The sequence below is a fragment of the Rhizobium sp. F40D2 genome (genome assembly GCF_051810745.2).
GTDB lineage: Bacteria > Pseudomonadota > Alphaproteobacteria > Rhizobiales > Rhizobiaceae > Rhizobium.
Map to the genome: position 1 here is coordinate 1,570,001 of NZ_CM131436.1, position 12,957 is coordinate 1,582,957.

10 protein-coding genes are annotated in these 12,957 nt (G+C 61.9%); 4 read left to right on the forward strand and 6 right to left on the reverse strand.

Features of this window, described 5'->3' with window-relative positions:
* Positions 1–125 precede the first annotated feature (125 nt).
* The 3 genes from hrpB (at position 126) to ACS4RS_RS07630 (ending at position 4,572) form a co-directional block, all read left to right on the forward strand.
* The gene (gene hrpB, locus ACS4RS_RS07620; RefSeq protein WP_449313936.1) at positions 126–2,591 is read left to right on the forward strand and encodes an ATP-dependent helicase HrpB; all 2,466 of its coding nucleotides are present in this window, start codon (positions 126–128) and stop codon (positions 2,589–2,591) included.
* Between the two features lie 23 nt (positions 2,592–2,614).
* Positions 2,615–3,925 (forward strand): ActS/PrrB/RegB family redox-sensitive histidine kinase, encoded by a 1,311-nt coding sequence (locus ACS4RS_RS07625; protein WP_439011461.1) that lies wholly within the window; start codon positions 2,615–2,617, stop codon positions 3,923–3,925.
* 68 nt (positions 3,926–3,993) lie between these two features.
* The gene (locus ACS4RS_RS07630) at positions 3,994–4,572 is read left to right on the forward strand and encodes an ActR/PrrA/RegA family redox response regulator transcription factor (RefSeq protein WP_439011460.1); all 579 of its coding nucleotides are present in this window, start codon (positions 3,994–3,996) and stop codon (positions 4,570–4,572) included.
* Between the two features lie 12 nt (positions 4,573–4,584).
* Here the strand turns inward: ACS4RS_RS07630 and ACS4RS_RS07635 are convergent, their stop codons facing one another.
* Positions 4,585–5,079 carry an MmcB family DNA repair protein gene (locus ACS4RS_RS07635; RefSeq protein ID WP_003589465.1) on the reverse strand — a complete coding sequence of 165 codons (495 nt, stop codon included), beginning with the start codon at positions 5,077–5,079 and terminating at the stop codon, positions 4,585–4,587.
* A 179-nt stretch (positions 5,080–5,258) separates the two neighbouring features.
* Here ACS4RS_RS07635 and ACS4RS_RS07640 point away from each other — a divergent pair, with 179 nt between their 5' ends.
* The gene (locus ACS4RS_RS07640; RefSeq protein ID WP_003571351.1) at positions 5,259–5,942 is read left to right on the forward strand and encodes a L,D-transpeptidase; all 684 of its coding nucleotides are present in this window, start codon (positions 5,259–5,261) and stop codon (positions 5,940–5,942) included.
* A gap of 76 nt (positions 5,943–6,018) precedes the next feature.
* Here the strand turns inward: ACS4RS_RS07640 and ACS4RS_RS07645 are convergent, their stop codons facing one another.
* From ACS4RS_RS07645 to hslV, 5 genes are all read right to left on the reverse strand, one after another.
* On the reverse strand, positions 6,019–8,190 hold the full coding sequence (locus ACS4RS_RS07645) for a malate synthase G (protein ID WP_439011459.1): 2,172 nt from the start codon (positions 8,188–8,190) through the stop codon (positions 6,019–6,021).
* 85 nt (positions 8,191–8,275) lie between these two features.
* Positions 8,276–9,688 carry a cytochrome P450 gene (locus ACS4RS_RS07650; protein WP_439011458.1) on the reverse strand — a complete coding sequence of 471 codons (1,413 nt, stop codon included), beginning with the start codon at positions 9,686–9,688 and terminating at the stop codon, positions 8,276–8,278.
* 48 nt (positions 9,689–9,736) lie between these two features.
* Positions 9,737–10,684 carry a DUF1402 family protein gene (locus ACS4RS_RS07655; protein ID WP_439011457.1) on the reverse strand — a complete coding sequence of 316 codons (948 nt, stop codon included), beginning with the start codon at positions 10,682–10,684 and terminating at the stop codon, positions 9,737–9,739.
* 189 nt (positions 10,685–10,873) lie between these two features.
* Positions 10,874–12,181, reverse strand: a complete 1,308-nt coding sequence (hslU, locus tag ACS4RS_RS07660) for an ATP-dependent protease ATPase subunit HslU (protein ID WP_439011456.1) — start codon at positions 12,179–12,181, stop codon at positions 10,874–10,876.
* Between the two features lie 90 nt (positions 12,182–12,271).
* Positions 12,272–12,799 (reverse strand): ATP-dependent protease subunit HslV, encoded by a 528-nt coding sequence (gene hslV, locus ACS4RS_RS07665; RefSeq protein ID WP_003583308.1) that lies wholly within the window; start codon positions 12,797–12,799, stop codon positions 12,272–12,274.
* Positions 12,800–12,957 lie beyond the last annotated feature (158 nt).

The following is a 12,957-nucleotide window of genomic DNA, read 5'->3' on the forward strand; positions in this document are numbered from 1 at the left end:
CCTATAGCGCGCCTCACTCGCTAGTCTCGGAGGAAAGACCGGTCCGGCGGAGTGAAGGTTTGTCCTCAAAGAAGAACAGCCGGCCGGCGCCACCTCCTTGCCTATGAGACGATGACAGGACGAAAGTGACAATCAGTGCATCATTGCCGGAGCTTCCGGTTTCACATGTCCTGCCGGCCGTCGGCGCCGCCCTGGCTGAGCAGAAACGCGCCGTTCTTTCGGCGCCACCCGGCGCCGGCAAGACGACGCTGGTGCCGCTTTACCTGCTCGACCAGGCCTGGCGCGGCGACGGCAAGATCATCCTGCTCGAGCCGCGGCGGCTGGCGGCGCGGGCGGCGGCAAACCGGATGGCATCATTGCTCGGTGAACAGGTTGGCGGCACGGTCGGCTACCGCATGCGCCTCGACAACAGGATATCGGCGGCGACGCGGGTCGAGGTGGTGACCGAAGGGGTTTTTGCCCGGATGATCCTCGACGATCCGGAACTCGCCGGGGTCTCGGTCGTAATCTTCGACGAATTCCACGAGCGTTCGCTGGATGCCGATTTCGGGCTGGCGCTGGCGCTCGACGTCCAATCGGCGCTGCGCGAGGATTTGCGGATCCTCGTTATGTCGGCGACCCTCGACGTCGAGCGTGTGGCGGCCCTGCTCTCTCATCCACCTGTCATCGAAAGCCTGGGACGCAGCTTTCCGATCGATACGCGTTACCAGGATCGACCAGGCGGTGAGCGTATCGAGGATGCGGTCACGCGGGCGATACTCGATGCCCATGCCGATGAAACCGGCTCGATCCTCGCTTTCCTGCCCGGCCAGGCGGAAATTACCCGAACCGCGGAACGCCTGCAGGGACGATTCGGAAGCGAAACACTGATTGCGCCGCTCTATGGCAATCTTGGCCAGAAGGAGCAGGACGCGGCAATACGACCGGCGCCCAAAGGAATGCGTAAGATCGTGCTGGCGACGTCGATCGCCGAAACCTCGATCACCATCGACGGTGTCAGGATCGTGATCGACAGCGGGCTGCAGCGTCTGCCGGTGTTCGAGGCGTCGACCGGGATCACAAGGCTGGAGACGGTGCGCGTGTCACGGGCGTCGGCCGATCAGCGGGCGGGCCGCGCCGGCCGAACGGAACCGGGCATCGCCGTCAGGCTGTGGCACCAGGGACAGACGGCGGCCCTGCCGGCCTTCACACCGCCGCAGATCCTTTCCAGCGATCTTTCCGGGCTGGTGCTCGATCTCGCCCATTGGGGCGTTCAGGATCCGGCATCGCTTGCCTTTGTCGACCAGCCGCCGGAGACGACGCTCAGGGAAGCGCGCGTGCTGCTCGGCCAGCTCGGTGCGCTCGACAAGGATGGAGCGCTGACGGCGCGCGGCAAGGTCATGCGCGATCTCGCCTTGCCGCCGCGGCTCGCCGCCATGGTCGTTTCTGCAGGCGAATCGGGGCACGCCCGGGATGCGGCATTGATTGCCGTGCTTCTGACCGAACAGGGACTGGGCGGGACGAACATCGATATCGAGGAGCGGCTGCGACGCTTCAAAGCCGAGCGCGGCGAAAGAGCCGAAGCCTCGCGGCGGCTGGCAGGACGGCTGGCGAGCAGCCTCGACAAAGTGATCTCCACGGCGCCGGCGCTTGCGGGGCAGTTGCTGCTGCATGCATTCCCGGATCGAATCGCCCTTCAGCGCGGCGGGCGCGGCCGATTCGTGATGGCGAACGGGCGCGGCGCGGAACTGCCGGAAACCGAGAGACTGGCCGGCAGCCAGATGCTTGTCATCGCCGATCTCACCGGGCGGGCGGCGCAGGCGCGGGTTCTGGCGGCGGCCGAGGTGACACGCGGCGACATCGAAGCCGAGCTGCCCGGCGAGATCAAAACCGGCGATCAGATCTTCTTCGACCGGCAAAGCAGGCAGATACGGGCGCGGCGGGCAACCCGGCTCGGTGCGATCGTCTTCGAAGAGACGCCCTTGCCACGACCTTCCGGAGCCGCGGTCACCCAGGCGCTGGTAGAGGGCGTGCGCGAGCTCGGGCTCGATCACCTCGCCTTCTCGAAGGAGGCCGTGCAGCTTCGCGAGCGGATCGGATTTCTTCACCGGACGATCGGCGATCCCTGGCCCGATGTCAGCGACAATGCCCTGCTTTCCCGGCTGGAGGACTGGTTCGGCCCGTTTCAGACGGAGGCCCGCGGCCTCTCCGAGATCTCCGCAGCCGGGCTTTCGAACGGGCTGATGTCCTTGGTGCCGCACGCGTTGCAGCGCGACCTTAGCCGACTTGCACCGACCCATTTCGAAGCGCCGACCGGTCAAAGGCATCCGATCCAATATGAAGGCGAGGAGCCGGTGTTGACGATCCGCGTGCAGGAGCTGTTCGGGCTGAAGCAGCACCCGGCGATAGCCGGAGGCCGTCTGCCGCTGCTGCTCGAACTAACTTCGCCGGCGCATCGGCCGATACAGACGACCCGCGACCTGCCGGGCTTCTGGGCCGGCTCATGGAAGGATGTGCGCGCCGATATGCGCGGCCGTTATCCGCGGCATCCCTGGCCGGAGCGGCCGGAAGAGGCGTTGCCGACGACACGGGCTAAACCGCGTGGTACATGAGGGCCATTTGAGGAGCCCGCGGCATGATCGACAAGACGGAAAGCCATACGCTGGAAGACCGGCACAGCAGCCGCAGGCTGCGCCTGCAGACGCTGGTGCGGCTGCGTTGGCTCGCGGTCTGCGGACAGGCGCTGACGGTGTTCATCGTGGCCTTCTGGCTGAAATTTCCCTTGCCGCTGATCGCCAGCTCTTCGCTAATCGCCGCCCTTGCCGGGGTGAATTTCTACCTGACGATCCGCTATCCGCCGACACACCGGCTGGAAGCGCCGGCCGCCTTTACACTGCTCGGCTTCGATCTTCTGCAGCTCTGCGCGCTGCTCTTCATCACCGGCGGCCTAGCCAATCCTTTCGCAGCCCTCGTCTGCGTGCCGGTCATCATCTCGTTTGCCTCGCAGCCGATTCGTTACAGCACGGCGCTGATCGGCTTTGCGATGGTCTGTATCACGGTGCTTGCCTTTTCGCCCTTTCCGTTGCCGTGGTTCGACGGCGTCGAGATCAATGTCCACAACGTCATGCAGTTCGGTGTCTGGTGTTCGATCGCCTCGACCATGGCCTTCGCTGCCTTTTACGCCTACCGGGTGTCGATGGAAGCGAGTCAGCTTGCCGATGCGCTGGCTGCGACCGAACTGGTGCTGCAGCGGGAAAAGCATCTTTCCCAGCTCGACGGACTGGCGGCGGCCGCTGCCCACGAACTCGGCACGCCGCTTGCCACGATCAGCGTCGTCGCCAAGGAAATGGAGCGGGAACTCAAGGACGACGATCGTTTCCGCGAGGACGTAATGCTGCTGCGCAGCCAGAGCGAGCGCTGCCGTGACATCCTGCGGCGGCTGACGACACTGTCTTCAGAAGGCGACGCGCATATGCGCCGCCTGCCGCTTTCCTCGATGATCGAAGAGATCGTCGCGCCTCACCGGGAATTCGGCATTACGCTGGAGCTGATCGAAAAGAGCCCGCGCAAGGACGAGCCGGTGACCGACCGCAACGCCGGCATTATGTACGGGCTCGGCAACCTGATCGAGAATGCCGTCGATTATGCCCGGGAGAAAGTGAGGATCACCGTCGAGCATGATCACGATAAAGTGCTGATCGTCATCGAGGACGACGGCAACGGTTACGCCCCCGATATTCTGACGCGGATCGGCGAGCCTTACATGACCAAGCGGCAAAAAGAGGATACGGCGGGCGGCCTCGGGCTCGGGCTTTTCATCGCCAAGACGCTGCTGGAGCGCTCGGGCGCATCGCTGGTTTTCGAGAATCGCGACCCGGAAAGTGCGGGCGCGCGTATCCGGATCGAATGGCCGCGCATGCTGATCGACGCAAATTCGACAAAGTGACTTTGTCGGCATAAGTAGGATATAAGCGATTTACGCAGATCAGGCGTTCAAGCGCCAGGGCCAAGACGATGACAGAACGCAATCACGAAAATTTCGCCGCTGGGGATGAAGACCATATCGGTCCCGACGCCAGCCTGCTGATCGTCGACGACGACGGGCCGTTCCTGCGCCGGCTGGCCCGGGCGATGGAGATGCGCGGTTTCCAGGTGGAAACGGCCGAATCAGTGGCGGAGGGAGTTGCGAAATCGAAAGGCAGGCCGCCGAAATATGCAGTGGTCGACCTTCGCCTCGGCGACGGCAATGGGCTTGATGTCATCGAAGCGATCCGCCAGCGGCGCGACGACACTAGGATCATCGTGCTGACCGGCTACGGCAATATCGCAACCGCGGTGACCGCCGTAAAACTCGGCGCCGTCGATTACCTGGCAAAGCCCGCGGATGCCGACGACGTCTTCTCGGCGCTGACGCAGCGGCCGGGCGAAAAGGCCGAGCTTCCCGAGAACCCGATGTCGGCCGACCGGGTGCGCTGGGAACACATTCAGCGGGTCTATGAAATGTGCGAGCGCAACGTCTCGGAAACGGCGCGCCGGCTCAATATGCACCGGCGCACGCTGCAGCGCATCCTCGCCAAACGCGCGCCGAAATAGCCGGGACATCCGTCAAACGTCATCGACGGTGAACGGCTTTCCGTTCGCCCATTCGGCCATCATCAGCCGTTGCGCGGCGGCGCGCGAGAAATTGAGCGTGACGGATTTACGCGTGGCCGGGGCCAAACGGTGTTCTGGCGCTTCGCGAATCATATGGGCGCCATAACCGTCCGAGAGGAAAAGCCCGCACTCCTCGGGAAAGATGTCGAGCGGCACACCTTCGTGAGTCGCGAAGAACAGCCGGTCGCAATGCAGCCGGTATTCCGGCCATTTGCGATCCACCCTGAAATCCTCGATCGAGGTCTTGATTTCGATGATCCAGACCTCGCCCTTTTCCGAAACGGTGATCAAATCAGCACGGCGGCCGCTGGCCAGCGGCAGTTCGGGCAGCACGGCATGGCGCATTTCATGCAGCAAAATCTGCGTTCCGCGCCGCACCATCATGGCTCTGTCCGATTGCCGGCCATCGATTAACGGATTGTTATTGTAAACGCTCAAAATCGTCATGGATAACCACAGTAGGGGCTGGCGTGTTGTTGCAAAAAAACCATGCGCTTCTAATTTGCGCCGCAGACCGATTTGTCGCGCTGCAGTAGCCTTGCAAAGCGCAAGTTAATCGAAAATAAACCATAATCAACGATGGTCGAAAGACTGTTCTCCTTGCCCTAAAACTTCAAGAGTCATCTATGCGCATCCGCAATGCATTCCCGGTATTTGGCCTGCTGACGACGCTCGCACTGGCCGGTTGCTCCACAAATTCCGACAGCGCATCCGTCGACGACAAGGGCGCAGGCCCGACGGTACAGACAGCCCAGATCTTTAACGACGCCTATGGCGTGACGAAGGATGCCGGATATTCTCTGCCGGCGATACCGATCGACAGGGTCAAGCCGCAGTTCCGCCGCCAGGTCGTCAGCTACCAGACCACCGAGCGCCCGGGTACGATCATCGTCAACACGCGCGAGCGCTTCCTCTATTACATCCTGGCCAACGGCAAGGCGATGCGCTACGGCATCGGCGTCGGCAAGCAGGGCTTCGCATGGGCCGGCACCGCCTACGTCGCCTGGAAGCAGGAATGGCCGACCTGGCACCCGCCGAAGGAAATGGCAGTTCGCCGCCCTGACGTCGCCAAGTATGTCGAGGACGGCATGGGCCCGGGCCTCAGCAATCCGCTCGGCGCGCGCGCCATGTATCTATTCAACGAGGATGGCAAGGACACGCTGTTCCGCCTGCACGGCACGCCGGAATGGGCCTCGATCGGCACCGCCGCTTCCTCGGGCTGCATTCGCCTGATGAACCAGGACGTGATCGATCTTTATAGCCGCGTCCGTCCCGGCAAGGGCACGTCCAAGGTCGTCGTCATCCAGTAAGCTAGATAGTGAATTCGGTATAAAGAAGGCCGCCGGACTATCGTCTCGGCGGCCTTTTCATATTCTCAGTATACCCTCAACCGGCCTGCTTCGCCTTCCGCTCGAGACGGCGGCGATGAAGCACCGGCTCGGTATAGCCGTTCGGCTGTTCCCTGCCCTTCAGCACGAGGTCGAGGGCGGCCTGGAAGGCGATCGAGCCGTCGAAATTGCCGGCCATCGGCTGGTAGAGGGGATCCGCCTCATTCTGCCGGTCGACGACGGCCGCCATGCGCTTCATGGTTTCGACGATCTGCGCCTCGGTGACGACCTTTTGGTGCAGCCAGTTCGCCATGTGCTGGGCCGAGATGCGCAATGTGGCGCGATCCTCCATCAGGCCGACATTGTTGATATCGGGCACCTTCGAGCAACCGACGCCCTGATCGACCCAGCGCACGACGTAGCCGAGGATGCCCTGGGCATTGTTGTCAAGTTCCCGCTGGATTTCCTCCGGCGTCCAGTTCGGCCGCACCGCAACCGGCACCGAGAGAATGTCGGAGAGCTTGGCGCGGGCGCGGTCCTTCAGCCCCTGCTGAACCCTGGCGACATTGACCCGGTGATAATGGGTGGCATGCAGGGTGGCGGCGGTCGGCGACGGGACCCAGGCGGTGTTGGCGCCGGCCTTCGGGTGGGCGATCTTCTGCTCCAGCATCGCCGCCATCAGATCCGGCATCGCCCACATGCCCTTGCCGATCTGGGCGTGGCCGGCAAGGCCGCATTCGAGGCCGATGTCGACGTTCCAGTTCTCATAGGCCGAAATCCAGGCCGCCTGACGCATGTCGCCCTTGCGAATCATCGGGCCGGCTTCCATCGAGGTGTGGATCTCGTCGCCAGTGCGGTCGAGGAAGCCGGTATTGATGAAGACGACCCGCTCGCGGGCAGCACGGATGCATTCCTTGAGATTGACCGTCGTGCGGCGCTCCTCATCCATGATGCCCATCTTGATGGTGTTGCGCGCCATGCCAAGCGCATCTTCGACCCGCGAAAAGATCTCGACGGCGAAGGCGACCTCTTCGGGCCCATGCATCTTCGGCTTGACCACATACATGGAGCCGGTGCGGGAATTCTTCCTCCGGCCGGCCGGCCCGATATCGTAAAGGGCGATCAGGCCGGTGATGACGGCGTCCATGATGCCCTCCGGCACTTCGGCACCGTCGCGGTCGAGGGTGGCCGGATTGGTCATCAGGTGGCCGACATTGCGCACCAGCATCAGCGAGCGGCGATGCAGCTCGAAGGCTGTGCCATCCGGACCGGTATAGTCCAGATCCGGGTTGAGCTTGCGGACGAAGCTCGTTCCGCCCTTTACCACCTCTTCCTGCAGGTCGCCCTTCATCAGGCCGAGCCAGTTGCGGTAGACGACGGTCTTGTCCTCGGCATCGACGGCGGCAATCGAATCCTCGCAGTCCATGATCGTGGTGATCGCCGATTCCAGCCAGACATCGGAAATATGGGCCGGATCGGTCTTGCCGATCGCCGTCGTCGCATCGATGACGATCTCGATATGGATGCCGTTGTTCTTCAGGAGAACATGCGTCGGGGCGGCAGCATCGCCGAGATAGCCGGCAAAACGCCCGCCATCGACCAGCATGGCCTGCTCGCCATCGACCGATCTGATGACAAGCACGCCATCCTTGACGGCGAAGCTGCCGACATTCTTCCAGCTGCTGTCCTGCAACGCCACTGACATATCGAGGAAATCGCGTACCCAGGCGATGACCTTCTCGCCGCGCTTCGGATTGTAACCCTTGCCCCTTTCAGCGCCGTCGCTCTCCGGAATGGCGTCCGTGCCGTAGAGTGCATCATAGAGCGAGCCCCAGCGGGCATTGGCAGCGTTCAGCGCATAACGGGCGTTCATGACGGGAACGACGAGCTGCGGGCCAGCGATCGAGGCGATCTCGGGGTCGACATTTTGGGTCGAAACCTGGAAGTCCGATCCTTCTGGCATGAGATAGCCGATCCCGCGCAGGAAGGATTGGTAGTCGTCCATATCCGCAGGCGCGCCGTGCTGGCGATACCAGTCGTCGATCTTGACCTGCAGCTCGTCGCGTTTTGCCAGCAGGGCGCGATTCCTCGGGGCAAGATCGTGGACGATCGCCGAAAAATCGGCAAAGAACTTGTCCGCATCGATCGCCAGACCCGGCAGAACCTCCTGGACGAGGAAATCATGAAGGACGGCTTCGATGGCAAGACCGTTCTTATCAATGCGGCTCATGCGACATTCTCCCTGGCAACGACTGTGAATGCTGCCACTTTGCCCGGCTTTCATTCACAGTCAATTCCGCAATAATTCGAAAGATTTATGCTTGTCGGGAAATTATGCGCGGCGTTACCCGCATCGGCAGGCCGTTCTGCGGCTGCGTCGTCAGCTTCTGCACCGGCCAGGGATTGGTCTCATCGGTGCAATCGAAGCGATAGCGATGCATCAGCACGGCAAGGGCAATCACCGCCTCCTGAAGCGCAAAGGTTGCGCCGATGCAGACACGCGGACCGGCGCCAAAAGGCAGGAACTGGAAGCGGCCGATGGAGCCGCGATTTTCCGGCAGGAAGCGCTCGGGCATGTAGGCGCGCGGCCTGTCCCAATAGAGTTCGTGGCGATGCAGCGTCCAGGGCATGATGAGTACGGTGATCCCGGCCTCGAGCTCGACCCGCTCGCCTTTGGGGCTTGTCCAGGAATCGTCCGATATGGCGGCGCGGTTGATCGATGGCGCCGGCGGATAGAGGCGTAAGGTCTCCTCGAAGGCGGCGCGGGTTTGCGGCATCATATCCAGCCATTCCACAGGTTCGGCCCCGGTGGCGAGCACCGAGTCGATTTCTGTTTCCATCGCCTCGCGGATATGCGGGCTGTTCGAGACACAATAGAGCGCCCAGGCCAATGCCCGTGCCGTGGTCTCATGCCCCGCGCCGATAAAGGTCAGAATATTGTCTTCGATTTCTTCCTTCGTCAGCCCGTCTGGGCCGGCCTGTTCCAGCAGCAAGGTCAGGAAATCTTCGGGTGCTGTAGCGCGATCGGCCTTCATCTTTGCGGTTCGCATATCCATCGTGTCGCGCACGATGGCACGGAATTTCTCCAGCACTTTCTGACCGCCGATGCGTGTCACACGTGGAATCCAGGAAGGAGCGCGCATCAGATCCATCGGGTCGACGCGGCCCATGCGATGCAGGAGAGCATTGACGTCATCGGCGAAATGACCGCTCGAGGTGACGATTTCACCCGAAAATAACGTGTCGGCGAGAATCGCGAAGGTCAGTTCGGTCATGTCGGTGCTGACATCGAAAATTGCCCCCGCCTCGCCCGCGCTCTGATATTTGCCGGCATAATCTTCCGACTGGCGCAGCATCTGCCCGGCAAAGCCCTGGGCATGGCGGGGCGTAAAAACAGGCGCCACTGCCTTGCGTGATCTTTTCCAGACAGGACCTTCGGCGGTCAGAAGACCGTCGCGGAGGATCGGACGCAGGACGAGCTGGCGCACATCCGACATGCGGTAATTATTGGCATTGTCGACCAGTACATGCTTGATGAGGCCGGGATCATTGACGATCAGCGTCCTCTGGCCGAAGAAATTGGTGCGGATCCAGGGCAGCGTATAGGACGGCTCACCCCAGAGTTCGAGCGGATTGCGCAGGATGGTGCGGATGATTTCAAGCCGGCTCGGCGGCACGGTGCGCGGCAACGGTGCCGGGGGAACGAAGGGTTCAGGACGCATGTCCATCGGAAAAGCCTTTTGGGGAAGATCAACGCTTCCCGTCAGGCTCTGAAGCTAGAGCAGACCCTTCAGTTCGTCCAGCTTGTCATTGATCAGCCAGCCGTAATAATTCTCTTCCGGCCAGACGGTCGCACCCGAAGAGCGGTTTTTCGCAGCGAGTGCGGCGGCGCGCTGGCGCGAGTTGCCGACATTGTAAAGCGTTGCCGTCAGACCGGGGTTGCCCGAGATATCCATGCCGGCAATCTCCTTGTAATCGTCGATCGACCGGCGGATCGAGGCCGCGACGAAAGCGAGCGAGATATCCGGATCCATGATCGCCCTGTAGACGGCGCCGGCATTCTTCTCGTTCAGCTTCGGATAACCGGAGACGCGGGCCACGAGATCGGAGAGCATCAGCGCCGTCAGCGGATTGACCTGGCCGAGGCCGAAGGTCTGACCGGCATAGAAGGGCTGAAAGAAAACCGCGCTGAAGCGATTGTTGGGGAAGCTCTTGCCACCCACGGTCTTGCCGCGGAAATCGCTTTCCCAGACATCTTCGCGGCAGGACCACAGCGTGTAGGAATCACTCTTGACTTTGCATTCGGCAAATTGCGGCCGCGCCACGAATTCATCGACGTTCTCGCCGTCATAGGCGAAGCGGAAGCTTTCTCCGGCGTAGGAAGCGGCCTTGACATAATAGGATTGCAGCCGGTCGTAGGCGTCGACATTATAGGTGTGTTCGCCAACGATCGCGCCGACGACATGGATGGGATTGATGCCGTAGGCGCTGGAGACCTTGCGGATCTTGGCCATAAGCTCGCGATCGGTTACCAGCAGCTCGTGAACCTTTTCATACTTCAGATCGAAGCTGCTCTTGGTTCCCTTGGTGCGCCTGACGGAAGCGCCCGGAATATCGGGCTGCTCGGCATGACGATTGCCGGCCGGCACCGTCTGCATGGCGAAGGCGGGCGCCGAATTCGCCAGGGCAACGGCAATCAAGAGGCTTGTCAAAAGGCGTCGCACGATCCGCTATCCCGTCCCGTTCCATCATCCTGTTTGCGATGCGGCTGACTGGACCAGAATCTTGGCCGAATAAAGCCGGAACGGAAAACAAAACGGGCCTTCACTAAAAAGTAAAAGGCCCGCTGTCGAGAGAGAGTTCGTCACAATCCGGCATCCACGTCGGGAAAGGCATGGACCGGTGCGCCAATATCACAGAATGAAGCGCGAGAGATCGGTATTTTGCGCGAGATCGCCGACATGTTCGCGCACATAAGCGGCATCGATGGTGACGGCCGTCCCGCCGCGATCCGGGGCGTTGTAGGAAATGTCGTCCAGGACCCGCTCCATCACCGTCTGCAGCCTGCGGGCGCCGATGTTTTCGACCGAAGAGTTCAGATGGACGGCGACATCGGCGAGCGCATCGATCGCGTCCTCGGTGAATTCGAGGTTCAGGCTTTCGGTTTCCATAAGCGCGCGATACTGGCGGATGAGGCTTGCTTCCGTCTCGGTCAGGATCCGGCGGAAGTCCTCCTTGTTCAGCGGGCGCAATTCGACGCGGATCGGCAATCGGCCCTGCAACTCCGGCAGAAGATCGGAAGGTTTGGAGACATGGAAGGCGCCTGAGGCAATGAAGAGGATATGATCCGTCTTCACCGGCCCGTATTTGGTCGAAACCGTCGTGCCTTCGACGAGCGGCAGAAGGTCGCGCTGGACGCCTTCGCGCGAAACGCCGGCGCCCATGCCGCCGTCGCGGGCGGCGATCTTGTCGATTTCATCGAGGAAGACGATCCCGTCATTCTCGGTGGAGCGAACGGCCTCGCGCTGGATCACCTCATTGTCGATCAGCTTGTCGGATTCATCACGGATCAGATCGGTATAGGAGGCCTTGACCGTCGTGCGAACCTTCTTGGTACGTCCGCCCATCGCCTTGCCGAACATTTCCGACAGGTTGAGCACGCCGATATTGGCGCCCGGCATGCCGGGAATTTCGAAGCCTCCCATGCCGGAACCGGCATCGGCCACCTCGATATCGATTTCCTTGTCGTCGAGCTCGCCGTCCCGCAGCTTCTTGCGGAAGCTCTCACGGGTGGCGGGCGATGCGGTGGTGCCCACCAGCGCATCGAGGACGCGCTCCTCGGCGCTGACATGCGCCTTGGCCTGGACCTCGGTCCGCTTCTTCTCACGCACGAGACCGATGCCGACCTCTACCAGATCACGGATGATCTGCTCGACATCGCGGCCCACATAACCGACTTCGGTGAATTTGGTGGCTTCCACCTTGATGAAGGGCGCGCCGGCGAGTTTTGCCAGACGGCGGGAGATCTCGGTCTTGCCGACACCGGTCGGGCCGATCATCAGGATGTTCTTCGGCATCACTTCGTCGCGCAGGCTCGGGTCGAGCTGCTGCCGCCGCCAGCGGTTACGCAGCGCGATCGCAACGGCGCGTTTGGCGTCATGCTGGCCGATAATGTAGCGATCGAGTTCGGAAACGATCTCGCGGGGGGAAAAGGTCGTCATTGCGTATCATTCTCCTGGCGGTCCAGGGCCATCAGCGCCCGGCCGCAATTCGTCTTTGTTCGCCGCGACAGCGGCAGGAAGGCCTGAGATTCAGCCTTCGACATCCAGCGATTCCACCACGATATTGTGGTTGGTGTAGACGCAGATGTCGGCGGCGATTTCGAGGGCGCGGCGCGCGATCTCTTCGGCCGATTTGTCGGTATCCATAAGCGCGCGGGCGGCGGCGAAGGCAAAATTGCCGCCCGAACCGATCGCCGTCGTGCCATGCTCGGGCTCCAGGACATCGCCATTGCCGGTGATCGCCAGCGTGATCGACTTGTCGGCGACGAGCATCATGGCTTCGAGATTACGCAGGTATTTGTCGGTGCGCCAGTCCTTGGCCAGCTCGACGGCGGCGCGCATCAGCTGGCCGGGATATTGCTCCAGCTTCTTTTCAAGCCTTTCGAGCAGGGTGAAGGCATCGGCCGTGGCGCCGGCGAAACCGGCGACGACTTCGCCCTTGCCGATGCGGCGCACCTTGCGGGCATTGCCCTTCATGACGGTCTGGCCGAGGCTCACCTGGCCGTCGCCGGCCATCACCACCTTGCCGCCTTTTCGAACTGTAATGATCGTTGTCATCGAACACCTGTCTGCCCACGACGCGGGCGTTTACGCGAGACCACACATTGGCCCTGTTGAGCCCTATGTAAGTGGGCCGGCGCCGTTTGCAAATGGGCGGGCTTTTCTCTTGCCCGGCTTCTGGATATTTGCCGATCCGCCTGATAAGGAACGGCCTT